This window comes from Hymenobacter sp. GOD-10R, assembly GCF_035609205.1.
In the GTDB taxonomy this organism is placed as follows: Bacteria; Bacteroidota; Bacteroidia; order Cytophagales; family Hymenobacteraceae; genus Hymenobacter.
Map to the genome: position 1 here is coordinate 82585 of NZ_CP141188.1, position 17737 is coordinate 100321.

General features: G+C 54.8%; 7 protein-coding genes. 2 read left to right on the plus strand and 5 right to left on the minus strand.

The genetic code is table 11. The features are described from left to right. Positions 1 to 269 precede the first annotated feature (269 nt). Together SD425_RS29245 and SD425_RS29250 are read right to left on the minus strand one after the other, a co-directional pair. On the minus strand, positions 270 to 1730 hold the full coding sequence (locus SD425_RS29245; protein ID WP_324680594.1) for a SusD/RagB family nutrient-binding outer membrane lipoprotein: 1461 nt from the start codon (positions 1728 to 1730) through the stop codon (positions 270 to 272). A gap of 33 nt (positions 1731 to 1763) precedes the next feature. Further along, positions 1764 to 5021 carry a SusC/RagA family TonB-linked outer membrane protein gene (locus SD425_RS29250; RefSeq protein WP_324680596.1) on the minus strand — a complete coding sequence of 1086 codons (3258 nt, stop codon included), beginning with the start codon at positions 5019 to 5021 and terminating at the stop codon, positions 1764 to 1766. 422 nt (positions 5022 to 5443) lie between these two features. On the opposite strand from SD425_RS29250, the gene SD425_RS29255 reads away from it, so the two are divergent. Further along, positions 5444 to 5587, plus strand: coding sequence for a hypothetical protein (locus tag SD425_RS29255; RefSeq protein WP_324680598.1), 144 nt, complete (start codon positions 5444 to 5446; stop codon positions 5585 to 5587). A gap of 431 nt (positions 5588 to 6018) precedes the next feature. Here SD425_RS29255 and SD425_RS29260 read toward each other — a convergent pair whose 3' ends face one another. The 3 genes from SD425_RS29260 to SD425_RS29270 form a co-directional block, all read right to left on the minus strand. Next, on the minus strand, positions 6019 to 9537 hold the full coding sequence (locus SD425_RS29260; RefSeq protein WP_324680600.1) for a malectin domain-containing carbohydrate-binding protein: 3519 nt from the start codon (positions 9535 to 9537) through the stop codon (positions 6019 to 6021). A gap of 269 nt (positions 9538 to 9806) precedes the next feature. Then, positions 9807 to 11144, minus strand: a complete 1338-nt coding sequence (locus tag SD425_RS29265) for a T9SS type A sorting domain-containing protein (RefSeq protein WP_324680602.1) — start codon at positions 11142 to 11144, stop codon at positions 9807 to 9809. A gap of 349 nt (positions 11145 to 11493) precedes the next feature. Further along, on the minus strand, positions 11494 to 14634 hold the full coding sequence (locus SD425_RS29270) for an ATP-binding protein (RefSeq protein ID WP_324680604.1): 3141 nt from the start codon (positions 14632 to 14634) through the stop codon (positions 11494 to 11496). A gap of 975 nt (positions 14635 to 15609) precedes the next feature. Here SD425_RS29270 and SD425_RS29275 point away from each other — a divergent pair. Continuing rightward, positions 15610 to 17649: an amidohydrolase family protein gene (locus SD425_RS29275; RefSeq protein WP_324680606.1), complete on the plus strand. Its 2040-nt coding sequence runs from the start codon at positions 15610 to 15612 to the stop codon at positions 17647 to 17649. Positions 17650 to 17737: the final 88 nt, after the last annotated feature.

The following is a 17737-nucleotide window of genomic DNA, read 5'->3' on the forward strand; positions in this document are numbered from 1 at the left end:
CGATGAAGCTGACCATCATAGCCTGGCAGTACGGCCGTAACAGCGAGTTAACGCTTCAAGCGGCGGAGCTGGTACCCCTGTTTTACTTGACAAAGCAGATGACCTCGCCCCTGCGGAGGCTAGGTCATCTGCTTTGTCAGCGTTTCTTCCAAGTCAAGTCTACTGCTTCTGTATGCAATCATGCTGCCGCTCTCTCCCTCGCTGCCCTGCTAGCCACAAAAATCAGGGCTACCATTTTGGCAGCCCTGATTCATCTAAGTTGTATGATTTTAAAACTTGTCCCAGAATATTTTGGAAGTAACTACATCTCCCCCTATTGCAGTTGCTGCCGCATTGTAGTTAGCACCATTCAAATTAGCTTCGGTAGTGGGGTAAGTTAACCGAAGCGGAATATCCGATATGGCAGCCGCAGGTTTTACTAAAGCAGGGGAGTCCAACCTTCTCCACTCCTTCCACGATTCTACTGGCTCGTTATATAGCGCAATCCATTTTTGAACACCAATCTTTTGCTTGTAGGAGGTGCCTGCCGTAGCGTAGGCAACACTAGGCTGAGCTAGGTAGGTAGCTGCGCTGGCAGCAGTTCCTTTCCAGTCCGCCACAATAGAGTTCGTAATGGCTGCATTGTAGTGGCTTTCTGCCGTGCCACCTACCGCAAAGCCTCTTTCCACTGCCTCGGCTAGCAGAAACTGTACTTCTGTGTAAGATAGTAGGGTTGCGGGGAAGGTAGGATCTTCCAGCACTGTGCCCGGAGCAGAGTTGGCTTCGTACGAGTTGGGCGCTCCGTACGTACCGCCTTTGTAAGTAGTGGGCGTGACTCCCCCAACCGGTTTGAAGTACGTGCTTATCCTAGGATCTTTCAGCGCATTCAGCTTGTCAACAAAGGTATTGGCCCCCACGAAGTCTGCTCTGCCGCTGTTTACCAAGGATACCCACAGCTGACTAGCATTCGGAATACTTGATAAGTACGTCAGCTTGGTATCATCCGTACTGGCAGTAAATACGTTAGGAGCTGCCGCCTCAACTAGCGTCTTTGCTTTGGCCGCATCAACGTCGGCTAGGGTCATGCCCAAGCGTAGTTTGAGTGAGTTCGCAAACTTAATCCAGTTTGCCGTAGAGCCTTTATAGTATAAATCGGCATTGCCCAACCCATTGTTGGCTGCATCAAATTGTCCGATTGCGGTATTCAAACGAGTACTTAAGTCGTTGTAAATCGCAGCATCATCATCAAACTTGGCATTCAACTTATCGATATCCAGGGCCTCTGAGTAGGGGATATCACCAAAGGTATCTACCAAGACCATCCAAGCATACACTTGCAGTACCTCAACGGATGCTAGTTGATTGGCCCTGACCTTTTCCCGGGCTACCGGATCCGTAACGCTCAACAGCGGGTCTGCCGCAATCAACCTTTTGGCTTCGTTCAGGTCACTCAGCACGTCTCTATACAACGGGTCCCAGAAGAATCGGTTGATCGTCCTGATTTCGATGTTGTATTGGCTCTCGTCGGGGTAAGTGGTTTCCGCCCAGTACTGTACGTACAGTCGGAAAGGGTTAAGGTTATAATCCGGCGTCGCAACGGTGTTAGCTAACATGCGCTGTGCATTGCTAACCAAACTTGTACTTGGTATAGTCGAAGCCGCTTTCGGGTTAATATTATCCAGCTCATCTAGCTTACTGCAAGAAGTTGCGAGCAGCAGCGCCGGAATGCAAAACAAAAGTGTCTTTTTCATCTATGTTCCAATTAAATCTTGGTTTAGTTTCAATTAAAATTGGAATCTTAAGTTGAAGCCAATATTTCTCGTGGCTGGGATGCTGCCTGACATATAGCCTAGACCAAAGTTGCCACCCGCGCCCGCGCCCAAGTTATCCTCTGGGTCAGCATAGGGAACGTGCTTGCTGATAATCCAAAGGTTGCGGCCAGTGATCGAAAGGTCGATGCTTTTTACCAATCCAATTCTGGAAACCAACGGCTTAGGCAAGGAATACGTCAGCGAAGCTTCGCGCAGCTTCGCAAAACCCGCGTCATAGATGTGCATCTGAGCGGGCTCGTCGTTACCATAGATGGCAGACAAGTTCTCGATACGCTTGTCATTTGGCGTGCCGTCGGCTTTAACACCGGGCAGAATCACGCCGCCACCTTGAGCAATTGGGCTTCTGGATGGATTGCCTAGGTCGTTCAAGCCGGTAGTTTCCTTATACAGACCGCTGCCGTAGCCATAGTACGTGTCAAGGTTAAACAGCTGGCCACCGTGGCGCATGTCTACCAGGAAATACAGGGAGATGCCTTTGTACGAAACTGTGTTGGAGATACCGCCTAGCCAAGCTGGGTTAGGGTTAGCGATTACCGTCGTAGCGGGCGATTTAGCATACAGGCCGTTGGTGCCCACTACTTTTTCGCCGTTCACGTAAGTGAAACCAGATCCGCGGATCAGACCGAATGGCTGGCCGATGGTCGCGTTGGACGATACACCGCCTTGGTAGCTAGCCAGAACCAAGTTGGAAGTGCCTTCAGCCAAGCTGAGTACTTTGTTGCGGTTGCGCGTCCAGTTGGCATTCACTGTCCAGGTGAAATTGCTGGTTTTGATAGGTGTCACAAAGCCGGAAAGCTCTACCCCTTTATTTTCTACCTCACCGGAGTTCACGTATTTGAAACCGTAACCGGTGGTGGTAGATACCTGAATAGGAATGATTTGATCGACCGTGTTCGATTTGTAAACTGTTGCTTCAAACCCGATGCGGCTGTTTAAGAAGGCGGCTTCAACGCCAGCCTCAACGCTCTTAGTTCTTTCGGGCTTCAGGTTAGGGTTGTTCCGCGTGTTCGGCAGTGAGAACAGCGGAACAGAGCCGTAGCCACCAACAGAAGGTCTAGTGGAGCTGTTGATTTCCTGATCCTGTTTTCCGTACGAGTTATAGATAGAGTAAACAGGAGCATCTGCGCCTACTTCAGCATAGTTGACGCGTGCTTTGCCATAAGACATCCAAGGAGCTTGTTCTTTCAGGAGCTCTGAGAAAACAAAGCTGCCTGCTACGGAAGGGTAGTAGTAGACGTTATTCCCCTTGGGCAAGGTGGAAGACTCGTCGCGGCGGGCCGTCAAATCCAAGAAAGCTAGGTCTTTGAAGCCCAGCGTAGCGCTGGCGAAATACCCATTTACGCCCCAGCGTTGATCAACTTCCGTAGGTGGGTTGAGCGGGTTAATAGAGTTAGAGAGCGAATACAACCTAGGTACCACCAGACCGCCACTGGTTTGGGCGAATATAGAGTTGATCTGGTTTCTCCTAAAGTTGGTGCCAATCAAACCTCTGATGTTGAACTTGTCGGTGATGTTCTTGTTGAAGTTGGCAATCAGGTCGTAGTTGTATTCCCGCGACGTTCTGTTGTAGCGGGAGTAAAAAGGTGTTCCGGTGCTACCAACCGCGTTTCTTTCTTCCTGCAATTCGTCGTACGAATCCAAGGTCACGCGACCCATAATATCAAACCAGTCGTTGACTTTATAGCTAGCTATTGCATTTCCGAAATAGTGGTAGCGCTCATCGTTTTCGTAGTTCTCATAACGCACCCAGTACGGGTTGTTGGAGTAGATGGGCCGCAGGTCAGTAGGGCTCCGCCAGTTCCAGGTGATGTTCTGCCGGTTGCGGAAGTAAGCTTCTTTTTGCTCCTTAACATCCACGTTGGTCTGCCACCATTCCCGGAACTGCTCCATCACATTGAAGCCGCTGTAGCCGGTACCGTAACGGCCTAGGCCATTGTTCTTGGTGAAGTTGATCGTGGCGCTAGTCATTAGCTTTGCCGTGGGCTTGAACGACGCCGCCAGGTTGACCATGTTCTTCTCTACCTTGCTGTTGGGCAGAATGCCTTTGTTGTAGGTGTTCGTGTAGCCTAGCTTGAAGGTCGCCACATCGTTACCGCCGTCGATGGTAAAGTTGTTGTTCAGCGATACCGCGTCTTGTAGGAAGTAGTTAGGATCATTCTTGGCACCCACCCACGGGGTAGCCTGATGATAAGTAGGAGAGCTAGGATCTAGCGAATTCCATTGATACACCAGCTGATTAGGGTTGAAAGGGGCTCCGTAAGAAGCATCTTCGGTGAACGGAACTACTAAATCAATCACGCCATCACCATTGATATCCCGTTGGTTGAAGTAGCTCTTCTCATCAGGACCGTAGAAAGGGCCGTAGCCAGCGCCATACTCCTTTTGGTATTTAACAAAGGTGCTTCTATCAACGAAGCCCATCTGCGCCCCTAGGTTCACCGTAACGCCTAAGCCTTTCTTGCCTTTTTTGGTCGTGATGAGTACTACCCCGTTTGAAGCGCGGGAGCCGTACAGGGCCGTAGCGGCCGCACCCTTCAGCACCGTGACGGAAGCAATATCATCGGGGTTGACGTCGCCGGCTACGTTGCCGTAGTCATAACCGCCGCGGCCGGTGGCTTGGTCGGTGGTGTTCGTGTTGGCATTGCTGATCGGCACGCCATCCACTACGAAGAGGGCTTGGTTGTTTCCGTACAACGACTTGGTGCCCCGAATCACTACGTTGGTAGAGCCCCCAAGGGAGTTATTCTGCCGGATGTTTACACCCGCTACTTTGCCAGATAAGCCGCTGACAAAGTTTGGGTTACGTGCTTTCGTGACATCTTCGCCTTCTATTTGCGTGGCAGCATACGGTAGCGAGTTCCGGGTTCTTTCCACCCCTAGCGCTGTCACGACTACCTCGTTTAGCTGCTTCGTGTCAGAAGCCAGACTAACGTTGAGGGTGGAGGCGGTGCCGATGGCGCGCTCTACCGCTACGTAGCCAATCGAGGTGAACGAGAGGGTAGTAGCGGAGCTAGGTACACTCAGGGAGAAGTTCCCATCAGCATTCGTTGAAGTTCCGGTTGTGGTGCCTACCACCAGCACGGTTACCCCTGGTAACCCTTGACCTCCGGCGGCGTCCGTCACGCGGCCGGAAATAGATCGGTCTTGTGCAATAGCCTGTTGCAACAGACTAATCACAAGCAAAAAGGTGAACAATAAAAGTCTTTTCATCGATAAGAGATTTGGTGAAAGGATAGGAAAAAGCCGTGATTAACATGAGAGAGCAAAGCAATAAAGCCTTTAGTTATTTCGAAAAAAGTAAAAAACAGCTCCCTCGTTGCTATTTATATAAAATTATCTGTAAAAAAATTTGATTTTTTCATTGACGTTATACATTTTGGAGTTGTGCGATCAGTCGCTATTATGTGGAGCATGAAGGTGCCGGAAATAAGAGATGAAGAGTACAGTACATCCCGCGGGTGGCCCTTTTAGGAGCGATAAGTGACCTAGAAACTACTTGCGTGCAAACGGGTAGCCCACGATCCATTCACGTTGTCTCTTGTCTGGAAAGAGGTTAATCGTTTGCTATTGATAGATTTTCTGAACAGACTACGCGAGAAACTGCTCCTATTTCACAGGAATGTAGATTGTTGATGCTCCTAAGACGAGGCCAATCTGTCGTGGTGGGCGAGTGCCAGCACCTCACCCTGAACCTAGGCCGCTATCCGATCGGCGTGTGTCTAATGCGCCTGACCACGAATTCGGGCACCCAGCAGGTGCGCGTGGTCAAGCAATAACTGACGGTGCGCACCCACAGCGGTACGTCCTCACACCCGTCTCGGTAAGCGACCCAGCGTCGTTTACCGGGCCGTGATGCGTTCGGCCGGTGAGTACCGAATGCCTCTAAGTAGCTGCCCCCTACTGCTCCATCCGGAACGGTTTACCTCTTTTTCTGAACAAGAGGGGTACTTGGCAGGCGTGAAACTGCCCAAAAACGATTGACTAATTAGGCGCTACAAGCAACCAATATATAATTGAAATATACTGCAAGGCATTACGATCAAGTCCTTATGAGTTATGCTTACTACACCGTATACTATGCTAAGTGCTGAGCTTACTGTGGCTATAGTCAGGCTTTTAAAGTGCGTCTTCTACCCGTTCTTACTAGAAAAGTCACTCTTACGCTGTAGGAGTGACTTTTCTAGTAAGAACGGAACACAAGCTTCGGTTAGGGCTGTACCACTATTTTTTGGCTGTGGCGCTGACCATCGGCTGTGCGCAACACAAATTGATAAATACCCGCCTGTACTAGAGTCGGCGACACTGTCACGTAGTTAGGACCAGCCTGCAACGTCACCGGCTGCTCATACACCAGGCGGCCTAGGTGATCAACTAGGGTAAGGGTACTGCTCTGGGCCTGCACTGATGAGTAAGACAATGTGCAGTAGCCATCTGTGGTGGGGTTGGGGTACACCTGTAACGTAGAGGTGGTAATTGAACGCTTATCCGCTGGTGCCATAGCCAGTGCCCCCTGACTGCTAGTAGTCGGCAAAATTTCTAGACCCGACAGCTTCGCTTGGTCTCGCCCTCCACTCAGATAGGGTACGCTCATATCTAGGTTCAGCACACCATCTAGCACCATTACGGTAAAGGTTTCCGTAGTAGCCGTCAACGGCCCGACTTTGGCCACGATGTCATAATTAGTGCGCACGGTTGTGTTTTCCAAGGCGATGTTGAACACACGCTGGCCGGCTTGGGTCCAGTACGTTTCAGCAAAGTGTAGTACCACCCGGTACGCGCCATTAGTCACAGGCACGGCGTAGCGCAATTGCCCGTTGGTGCTGTAACGTTCCGTTTGGTACAGTGCATCATCGGTTGTACCTGCAATAGGGGCCGTAACGCTGGCGGTCGCGCTGGCAGTCGAGAAATATTGGTCGGCCGCAAAAGTACCTTGCGTTGTCGTCAGAGTCATGCCACCCGCATTGATACGACGAGTTGTACTTGTATTAGGGGTCGTAACTATTACGGCATTGGATGTAGCAGAGTAGCCATTGAGGGTGGCTGTAACCAAAAAAGAACCGCTCGTCGTTACTAGTAGATTAGGCCCGGTAGCCCCCGTGTTCCAGGTGTAATTGGCCCCCACGACAGGCGTAGCGGTATTGTTGACGCTCCCGTCGGCATTGAGGCGAGTAATGCCTTGGGGAAAATTTCCTCCTGCTAGAAACTGATTGTTGGATAGGGGTACCACTGCGTTTACGGCGTCACTCCATGTTCCGGACAGGGCAAAGGCTTGTTCGAGGCTGCCATTGATACCCAGCCGAGCTAGGCGCGTGGTGCCATTATCAAAGACAAGAAAGCCGCCGATGAGTAGTTTGCCATCCGCTTGCATAGCCAGCGTATTGACGTAACCATAATTATCACTCCAGTCGGTAAAGCTCCTATCTACAGCCCCGCTTGCTGTGAGCCGCGTCAGGTACACTAACTGGGTATTGTTAATGAAGGTCCGGTCACCACCTACCAGCACGTTCCCATCCGCTTGCACGAGTAGCACGCGGATATGCCGCGTAAAGTTAAAGTTAGCTATAGGGGGCACAAAACTCTCATCTAGGTTCCCATCAGGGTTCAGGCGGGCAATACCTTCTCGTAGGGTCGTCCCGTAGCTGGTAAAATCACCTCCGACCAGCACTTTGCCGTCCGCTTGTACTGCGAGCGCTGCTACCTTCCCATTGAACCCCGTCGAGGAGAATCCGGTATCCAAGCTCCCATCAGCATTCAACTGTGCTACCCGGTTCCGAGGTATGTTATTATACAGGGTAAAGGTCCCGCCAACGAGCAGCTTACCGTTGGCCTGCACGGCTAAGGCATTAACAGTACCATTGAAGCCCGCAGCGGTGCTTCCCCCCACAAAGGTGGAATCTAGGCTGCCATCGGCGTTGAAGCGCGCTATATAACGCAATGCGCCACGATTCAGTTGAAAGCTGCCGCCTACTACTATTTTTCCATCGCGCTGCACCACGAGTGCTTGTACGCTACCGCTCAATCCTGCACGCATCACTTGGAAGCTAGCATCCAGACTTCCATCCGCGTTCAAGCGCGCTACCGGGGCGCCCGGCATACCTTTGTAAGCAGTAAAACTACCTCCGACCAAGATTTTACCGTTGGGCTGCACGGCGAGCGTCGTCACGGGCCCAGTGAAGCCGACCCCGGTGTCAAAAGCGGGATAGAGAGCCGTAGCAGTGAGCGTCTGGCTGCCACCAATTGGCAGGGCAATTGGCCCGTCTGGCGTCACCCGCACGGTAAAGGATGAAGGAGCAGTAGGGATTGGAATCACTGTGACTACTACTGCGTTGGAAGTAGCGGATTGGCCAGCGAAGGTGGCTGTGGCTGAATAGGTACCGCTTGTTGTTACCGTCAAATTAGGACCTGTGGCGCCCGTGTTCCATATGTAGTTGGCTCCTGCAACGGGTACTGCTGTCGCGTTAAGCGCGCCGTTGGCATCGAGGCGAGCTAGACGGTTTTGAGCTGTGCCGTTATAAGTAACAAACGAGCCGCCAATGATAATCTGCCCGTTGGGTTGCACGACGATGGCGGCCACAGGGCGGAGCGCATTGAAGTTGACGGCGCTACCCAAAACTGCTTCTTGGTTACCGGCCGCTGTCAGTCGCACCAGGTAGTTGTTAACGTACCCGCTCCCCCCTGCAGGAGGCGCTCCAAAACTAGATTGCCCGACTAGGATGCGGCCATCGGCCTGTATGGCCAGCGCTGTGACGCCTAGGGTGGTTAGGTTGGGGTCGTTATAGCGAAATTCCTGCCCGCCACTTAGGTTGAGTCGCGCAACCAAACTGTTGGCAGATCCCGAACTATACTGGATGTAGCCGCCGACGATAGCTTTATTATCTGGTTGTAGAATCAAGGCTGTCAAGCGGATAGTCTCGAAGCGCGAGGAGGATACTAGCGAGTTGGTAAAGGTCGGATCCAATTGGCCATTGTACATCAGGCGCACTAGCGTCGATGTGTTTCCCACTACAAGCTTGCCATCCGTTTGACGAGCCAGTAGCGTCACGGCAAAGTTAAGGCTGGGCACGAGGGAAATGTCGAGATTGCCGACCGTGGTAAGACGGGCCAGGAACGTGCGGGCTGTACCATTATAATTGGTGAAGGCACCGCCTACTACTAACTGCCCATCAGGTTGCAATGCGAGGGCATTAACCGCCCCGTTGAGTCCGCTGCCATTTTGGCGAAAGCTGGCATCTATGCTGCCGGTAGCGGTTAGGCGCACCAAGTTGCTGCGTGCTGTCCCGTTGTAGCTGTTGAACATGCCACCTATTACTATGTTCCCATCAGGTTGTACGAGCACCGCGTTGATCGATCCATCCAGTCCAGTGCCCACGTTAAAACTCGGGTCAAGACTGCCATCAGGATTGAGGCGCACCAGCCGGTTCCGGGTGATGCCATTGTAAGCGGTAAATTCGCCGCCCACCACCACCTTGCCATCGCGCTGCAAGGCCACGGCATTGACAGTTCCATTGAAGCCGGCTCCGACTGAAAAGGCGGGGTAAGTAGCTGTGGCTGTCAGTGTCTGATTGCGACCGGCTAATAGGGTTACTGGTCCCGTTGGAGTGACCTGTACGTTGAAGGGGGAGGTCGTTTGGCTATGCGCTAACCATGGAGTGCTGAGGCTAAGTAATAAACCTAGCAGCCATGTATTCAGCCAATTCTTGTGGTAAAATAATAGTATTCGTTTCATAACGGAACGGGATTAAGAATGAAAAAAGGAATAGAGTGGCAGACTATTTCGGGACTTAGAAAAGCAGCCGTAATCGCGAGAACGGGCTAGCCTGACCTTCAGGCAATCCGTAGCGTGTCAGATCAAGAGGGAAGGATATTGGGGAGTGCTCACCGCTTATGATGAGATGGTTGAGGGAAGCACCCTCTAGTAATATATGGGCGTTGACAATGATGACGTAGGATAGAGGACCGCCCCAAAGGGCCATTGCGGGGGCGGCTAGTCGTTGGCTATTGTCGAATCAATCGTTGCTGCGCTACGCCGCGGCTTGTGTGCAATAGAAGCGTATAGAGGCCCGGAGCCTGGGCGCTCAGGTCTAATTGTGCTAGGTCACTGGGCGGGAGAAGACCCGTCTGTACCACGCGGCCTAGCGCGTCGGTAACGGTGTAGCTTTCGGGCCGCACACCTGGAGCCAGCTTGAGGGCGAAGTAACCATTGGCGCTTGGGTTAGGGCTAGCGCTAAGCGTCTCAGCCGGCAGTCTGAGTAGGGACGCCGTGTTCAGCACCGTACTCGTGAGCTTGTACGCGCCTAGCCCCGCTCGCGTGGTGCTCGTAAAGTTCAAGGCCGCCGACCACGCCACCGTGGGGGAGAGCACCGCTAGGTCGAAGTGGCTCTTCGTCGTTTCCAGTGCGGTCCAGGTAGCCCCATTGTCGCGGCTGTAGGAAGTACCCGCATCAGTACCCTGACCGACGGACAGATAATTATTGGTCCCCGGTACCGCGGCCACTATGCGGTGGACAGGACCACTAACCGCAACGGGAGTCCAGGTGACGCCACCGTCGGTGGTTTGCAGCAGAGCCTCACCCGGCACGTAATACAGGCCGTTGCGCACATCGCGGAAGGCGATGCTGCCCGCCTGGGTGAGGGATGTTTGCGCCACCGACCAGCTGATGCCCCGGTCCGGCGAGTGATAGACCCGTCCTTTGTTGGTCGTAAACCAAAGGTGGTCGCCCAGTCGTTGCGCCTTATAGTTTATGTCGGCGTACTCCTCGGCCTGGGCCACGGGCATGTTGGCCGTGCTAACTGCCACCCAAGTAAGGCCCACATCCAGACTGCGGTACATTTCGAAGTGGTTGCCCAGCGCCGCAACAGGGTCACCTATGCAGAGTATCTCGGTCGGGCTGAACGCCAGTAGAAAATCGGCATAGCTATCGGGGTAGCCAAACTGCGCGGGAGTGGTGCGGGTCGTCCAGGTGGCACCTCCATCCGCCGTTCGCAAGATCCGGCCCGGCCCAACACCGTTGGCGGTGGAAATGAGCGCCGTCGAGGCATTTAGCCCCACCACGCCAAAGACACATTCATAGTAGAAATCCATATCCGGTATCGTCTGCACCGTCCACGTGGCACCGCCGTTAGTGGTGTGCGCCACCTCATTGCTACCTATGTTATAGCCCTCGTACTGGTTGATGGAAGTGGCCCAGACCGTCTGCGCATCTACGATGTGAAGGGTAGCCGCATTCGGTGGATAAGGTGCAATCGTATTCTGAAAGGTGAAAGGCTGAAGTACCCACTGTGCGCGCGCGGTTAGGCTACCCATCAGTACGAACAGGAGTAAAACGTTTTTCATAAGGCAAGGAGTTATAGGATAGGAAATAGCGGAGGAAACTCAGACGCTCGGTAGCCCACGGTGCTCGGTAGCCAGGTAGCCGGTAAGGAAGATGGCGCTTCCCAGCAGTCATTCTGCTGAAGCGTACGCTGCGCCCAAAGATTTCTTATGTTCGCCCAGATTGTGGGCATAATACCTGCCAATCTTATTTAAGCCCTATTTTTTGGCACTTTTGGCAGAAATCGTGTCTGGCAGACGACTCCCGGCCACTCTCAACGCTCTCTTACCAGCAAGCGTAAAGCGCATTATCCGGTCGCCACGTCTTGCCCGGGAGCAAGCGTGGTGCGTTGGCCGTGACGACGGTCCGCTTTTACTTAGGATAGGTGCTAGGCCGCCGTCCAAAACGCTCGGCGTAGCGTTGGCTGAATGACTTAACGTTGCTGAAGCCCGTGGCTTCCGCTACCTCGGCCACGGAGCCGAAGCTGCCCGCCTCGAGCAGGCGGCGAGCGTGGTTTAGGCGCAACTCGCGCAGCCAAGCAGCGGGCGTTAGGCCGGCCAGCTCCCCCAGGCGCCGGTACAACGTGCGCTCACTCAGGCAAAGGCAATGGGCTAGCTCGGCTGGCCCGAAAGCCGGGTTGACCAGCTCTGACGCCACCTCTGCCTGCCATTGAGCTAGTTGCTCAGCCGCCAGGCTAGCCGGCGTGGCTTGCTCAAGTAACAATGTAGGCGAACTAGGAAGCGGCCATAATGCGGATAGTAAGTTCTCTTCTACGGGCTGCTGCGCTGCAAAATGACGGCGTGTCTCACAGCGTGTGAGCAGCACCTGCACCCGGGCTAGTAGCTCCATCGTTACGAAGGGCTTGGTCAAGTAATCGTCGATGCCTAAGGTGAGGGCCGCTAAGCGGTGACCCTCATCGGCGCGGGCGGTGAGCATGAGTACCGGGATGCTGGCCCAAGTAGCATGGGCTTTGAGGTGCGTGAGCAGTTCGGTACCACTCAGCCGGGGCATCATCGCATCGGTGATCAGCATATCAATGGGGGCTTCTCGCTCAAGTACTTCCAATGCGTCCTGGCCATCCTCTGCCGTGAGCACCTCATACCTAGGAGCTAATAAATCCCGCAGATAACTGCGCAAATCGGGTTGGTCTTCCACGACCAGTATGCGGGCACGAACTGTCGCGTGGTCGTGAATGGCAGAAGGTTCTTGCGCTCCGATAAGTTCTTCCTGTGGCGCTTCAGATAATGCTGGCGGCACTGTTTGCGCCGGAAACCGTAAGGTAAAAGCAGCGCCTTGTCCCGGCTCGCTTACCAGCGTAAGGGAGCCACCAAGCAGCGTGGCTAAGTCGCGGCTTAGGGCTAAGCCCAAACCAGTGCCGCCCTGCGCCTGCGCTTGCGGGCTTTGGTAGTAGCGTTCGAATAGGTGCGCCTGCTCGCTCATTGCAATGCCCGGACCTGTATCGCAGACCGTAAGTACGTACTGACTAGCAGAACCAGAGAAAGCGGCACTTACGGTTACGGCACCTCCAGCGGGGGTGTACTTGAGCGCATTCATGCACAGATTCGTAAGAATTTGCTCTATTTTATCAGCGTCAACTAGCACGTGCAGCTCGTCGGGCAGTTGCGAAGCGTACGCCAGCGATACGCGCCGCTCCGCCGCCAGCGAACTGAACTGAGCTACTATTTGGCGGAGCCGAGAAGATAAGGCGGTGGGAGTTGGGTAGAGCTCTAAACGCCCCGCTTGCAGCTTGGTCAGGTCGAGGATCCGATTGACCAACTCCAGCAGGCGGCGGGCATGACGATGCGCTAGCGTTACAGGGGCTTGCACATTGGGCGGCAAACCTACTGAAGGCGTGGTGAGTAAGCCGTCGAGGGGGCTTAAAATCAAAGTTAACGGCGTGCGCAGCTCATGGCTTACGTTGGCGAAGAACTGATTTTTTGCCGCATCTAACTTTCCCAACTGCTCTGCCTGCTCCTGCAGACGACGGCTTTGGGTAGCTAGCTGCCGATTCAACCGACGAGTGGTGTGCCACGCGGCGCCAGCCGCCAGGAGCAGCAGGGTCAGCAGCGCGGCTCCGGTTAGGGCGAGCTGTGTACGCGCTGTCAGTAGTTGAATCTGAGTGGCCTGCTCACGGGTGCGAAAGCGTGCTTCTGTGTCTGCGAGCAGGGCAAAGTGTTGCGCTGTGCGTTGGGTATCAATCAGGGCTTGCGTGCGGCGGGCATAGTAGTAGGCACTATCGTAGCGACCGGCCTTCGCGTAGACTTGCATCAGTAACGTTGTTACCTGGCTCAGGGCGAACGGGCTCTGATACGGGTAACGGCGGAGCAACTGCTGCAACAAAGGCTGCGCCTGCTGGGGCTCTCCCATCGCGAGGGCGTAGCTGGCCAACTGCTGCTGCAGGTAAGCTTGTTGCGTAGCAGGCTGTGCTTGCCCCGCGAGGATAATAGCCTGCTGCAAGTCCTGGCGTGCCCGAACCGGGTTAGTGGCATGCTGCTGCCAAGCGCGAAGGCCTAGGAAATGTGCTTGTACAGGCAGATAGTCCGGGGTGATAGAATGATCATTCTCCGTACGTGCATACCCTAACCACTGTGCTGCCGCCCGTAGGTAGGGTACGGCCGCGGTGAACCGCCCGGCCCGTAGTGTTTCTTCGGCAAGTACTAGCTGCAACTTGCTTAGCAGTGCCGCATCGTGGGGTGTGGCACGGAGAACAGACTGTGAGTATGCCGTTTGCAAGGCCTGAATGGCTTCCGTGGCTACTGGGCACGCGTAGCTTTGGTGGCGAGGCGCCATGAGTTGCAGCGGGGCATAATACTCCAGCGCCAAGCCCGCCAACATGTGGCTGCCTGCTTGGGGATCCTGTCGTTGGTAGCGGCGCACCGTGCGCAAGGCCTGTTCGTAGGCCGGTAGCGCCTGCATGAGACTACCTTGCTCGGCATAGGCTTCCCCAATCAAACATTGCGTCCAAATAATCCCCGGTAGATCCTGTTGGTATAGGTAAAGGGCTTGGGCTCGCTCATAATAATGCAGTGCGTTGAGCAAGTCTCCGCGGTGTCGGCTAGCCAAACCTGCATGTCCTACGACGCGGGCCAGCATGCGGCCACCCATTTTGGCGTGAGTAGTTGACAGCGTGCTACTAGTGCTTTGGCTACTGTCCAACCTAGCCTGTCGAAACACAGCCATTGCTTGTCGGTAATACACTAGGGCGCTGTCATATTCCCCGCGTACGTGATAATGATTGGCTAAACTATTGGCTAACGCAACCACTTCAGCGGGCTGGGCTCGTCGTTGAGCAGGGCTTGCTGCGCTCCAAGCCAAACGGAGGTATCGGTAGCCGGAATCCGCTTGCTGTAGGGCGTAAAAGTCAGCACTCAAGCGAGCGTACACGAGCAATCTACTTAAGGAATCGTAGGCCCACTGCGCGTGTGCTGCTTGCAGGCGGCGTACATCTTGTTGAGGTAGCTCTTTGGGCTCAAGCAGATGCACTACCGCTGGCGCTAAGGCAGCTTTCTCCACCAAGCGCTGGAGTTGGCGAGACTGCGCCGAGAGTGATTCAGCTAATAACTCCAGAAGGAGAAAAATACAGCTAAAGATAACTATTCGTGAGTGCCGCATAAGGAGAGCAAAATAACCTGTTCAGCAACAAGTAGATGCTTCTCCGGTGTACTCCAGAACAAACACTTTCGGCTATTTGGATCAGCAATGCATCCAAATAGCTTTCTTCCTCGCCTAGAAGCTTGTGTATTTGATCATGCGACTGCCTACAGAGACATCAGTGCGCAATAAATTTGAGGTCTAATTTTGCATACTAAGGCCATGCTCGCAGCCGCGTTGTTGGAGTAGCTGATGCGTGGCCCACCCAAAGGGCACATCAGAGAGTATTTTATGAGGGCCGTAGTTATTGCAAAAATTAATTTAGGACCTATGATGACCAAAATGGCTTGTCCTTCTTCGACTGAACAAATGACCTTCTATGTGAAGAACTGAAAATCCGCCTTTTGTATACTTAAGGCAGGTGTGCAGCGAAGTTATTTATAAAAATTAACCGTTCCGCTGAACAGACTAAGTGAGAAATGCCTCTTGGGTTGCATCGGAGCATATTCTTAATTCGCTCAGAAGAAACTATTTGTTCAGCCAAACGAGCGTAGTCGTGTACCCGGACCCGTTCTGGCGCGCAGGAGTGGTCAGGTTTTGCCGTGAGCCCGCCAGATCCTTTATTCTGGTTGACTTCTTGCCGCTGCTAACACCACGTAGTAGTTTACTTATCACATGTTTATGTGAGTTAAGGCTAGCGTGGTTTATGTACTTTCACCCGTGCTGGCCGCGTGGTGCGGCCTTGGTTCTTTCCATCGTATGTTCCCCTCGCGCCTCCGCTCCGTTTGCTTCTGGTATTTGACGCTGGTTCCCTTCCTGGGCTTTGCCCTTGCCTTCGGGCTGGGGCACACCTCGCCCCGGGTGTATGTCCCGCTATGGCTCGGGCATAGCGCCTTGATGAGCGCAGCCGCTTGGGTGCTGGGTGGGCATCAGAGCCGCCGTCTGGCTGCTGATCGGCGCCAACTCGTGCTCGGTGCCACGTTGCTGCTGGCCCCGTGGCTGCTGCTCTCGTTGTTTGCCGGCATGGGCCCGCCCCCAGCGGATCCGGCGGGGTGGGTTGCTACTGCCGTCGAGCAGCAACTACGCTACACCTTGCTCATCCTTTGTGGGGTGCTGCTAGTCGCTGGGTTCGTGCTACTAGGCGCGTGGCTGCGCCGGGCAGGGGAGAACACCTATACGCTGCTCGGCCTGACGGCTCTGCTGCTGGCTACACCCTTGTTCATCGTGAACATGGCGTACTGGGGCACCTTTCTGCTGGATTCGTTCCGCCTGGTGGTCGCCACTGGGTCGGCTCAGCGCCCTGACTGGTACAAGCCCATGCGAGATCTCATGAACCTACTGGGCGCGGTGGCCGTGGCCCTGCAGTATGCCACCGCGATTGCCTTTACGGCGGCGCTCCACCGGGTGGGGTGGTGCCGCCCAACGGCCAGCCGGTGGTTGATGGGCCTGAGTGGGACAGCATTGGTGTTGAGTGTCTTACCGGCTGCGGTGCCGGTGCCCTTGGCTATTGCTAGCTATGTCGTCTCGATTCCAGCGGTTCCCTTCCTCATTCCCTATTGGCTGTCTTTGCTGCTCTTACGCCGAGCAGGCGCCACCGCCTCGCCCGCCATTCTTGCCCCTCTCGAAACCTGTTCCCCTGCCCCCAATCCGCCTGAGATCCTGCCTTTGAAGTGGATGCCCGTCTTTTTTCTGGTTCTCCTAGGGTACTCTGGGCGGGCACAAGTAACCGGGAGCAACTATGCGCTTACGGGCGTGACCATTATCGATGCGAGGCATCCCGTGCCGGTTGCTCACCAAACCATCCTCATTCGCCACCAGACGATCACCGCTATTTTCCTCGATGGCAGCCAGCCCCTTCCCGACTCCGCGCGCGTGGTGCGCCTGCAAGGAAAATACGTGGTGCCCGGCTTGATCGATGCGCACGTGCACCTGGCCACGGACCCGTCCGGGGTGGACAACCGCGCTCATGTGCTGGCCGTGTTGCGCCGCCTGTTGTATAGCGGCGTAACGTCCGTGCGCGACATGGCAGGGGATGCCCGGATCTTGGCGGGGTTGGCTCGCGACGCCGCCACGGGGGAGATCGTGTCGCCGGCGATTTATTATTCCGCCCTGCTGGCAGGCCCTGCTTTTTTCCAGGATCCGCGCACGGCGCTGGCGTCGAAAGGTGCGGTCGCCGGCACCCTGCCGTATATGCGGGCCGTGACGAGTTCCACCGACCTGGTCTTAGCCGTGGCCGAAGCGAAAGGTACCGGCGCCACGGGCCTGAAGTTATACGCAGATGTCGCGGCGCCCCTGGTAGCTCACATCGTGCGGGAAGCTACTCGGCAGAACCTGCCGGTTTGGGCGCACGCCTGGCTGCAACACGCCAAGCCTGCCGAGGTGGTGGCAGCCGGCGTGGGCGTCGTGTCGCACGCCCCGTTGCTGCTGTACGAAAAGCTGGACACCATCCCCCCCTCTTGGAAGACCCAACGCCATGGGGCTGCATTTTGGGACAGCGCCACCCCGGATTTGTCCGCCCTATTTGCCCTGATGAAGGAGCGGCACACGATTCTCGACGCCACCTTGTTAACCTACCAAGAATGGGGGCAAGAAGATTCGACCATGCGCTACGCGTATGAGGTAGGAAAACGGCTCACCACGCAAGCCTATAAAGCCGGCGTGCTCCTCGCGGCCGGAACGGATGACGACCAGAAGCAATTCGTGCCTAAAGAAGTGGAGCTGCTCGTCAAAGGGGCCGGTTTGAGCGCCTTCGACGCCCTGACAGCCGCCACGCTCAATGGGGCAAAAGCCCTGCACCTGGAGACCACCCGGGGCACGGTGGCCGTCGGAAAAATGGCCGACTTGGTCGTCCTGGATAAAAACCCTTTGCAGGACATTAGCAACCTAGAGGCGGTGTACGCCGTGATCAAAGCCGGAAAGTTCTTCCAAAAAGAATAGCGTAAACGACTATACTACCTGCCTGAGTTAAAGCGAGCACAGCGCCCCCGGGTCCGCTGGGGTGAGCCCCACGGTGCTCTTAAAGCCT

What these genes read in the sequence shown, in the direction of transcription:
- SD425_RS29245 (WP_324680594.1), bottom strand. Translation starts at nt 1,730, where the DNA reads ATGAAAAAGACACTTTTGTTTTGCATTCCGGCGCTGCTGCTCGCAACT.
- SD425_RS29250 (WP_324680596.1), bottom strand. Translation starts at nt 5,021, where the DNA reads ATGAAAAGACTTTTATTGTTCACCTTTTTGCTTGTGATTAGTCTGTTG.
- SD425_RS29255 (WP_324680598.1), top strand. Translation starts at nt 5,444, where the DNA reads ATGCTCCTAAGACGAGGCCAATCTGTCGTGGTGGGCGAGTGCCAGCAC.
- SD425_RS29260 (WP_324680600.1), bottom strand. Translation starts at nt 9,537, where the DNA reads ATGAAACGAATACTATTATTTTACCACAAGAATTGGCTGAATACATGG.
- SD425_RS29265 (WP_324680602.1), bottom strand. Translation starts at nt 11,144, where the DNA reads ATGAAAAACGTTTTACTCCTGTTCGTACTGATGGGTAGCCTAACCGCG.
- SD425_RS29275 (WP_324680606.1), top strand. Translation starts at nt 15,610, where the DNA reads ATGAGCGCAGCCGCTTGGGTGCTGGGTGGGCATCAGAGCCGCCGTCTG.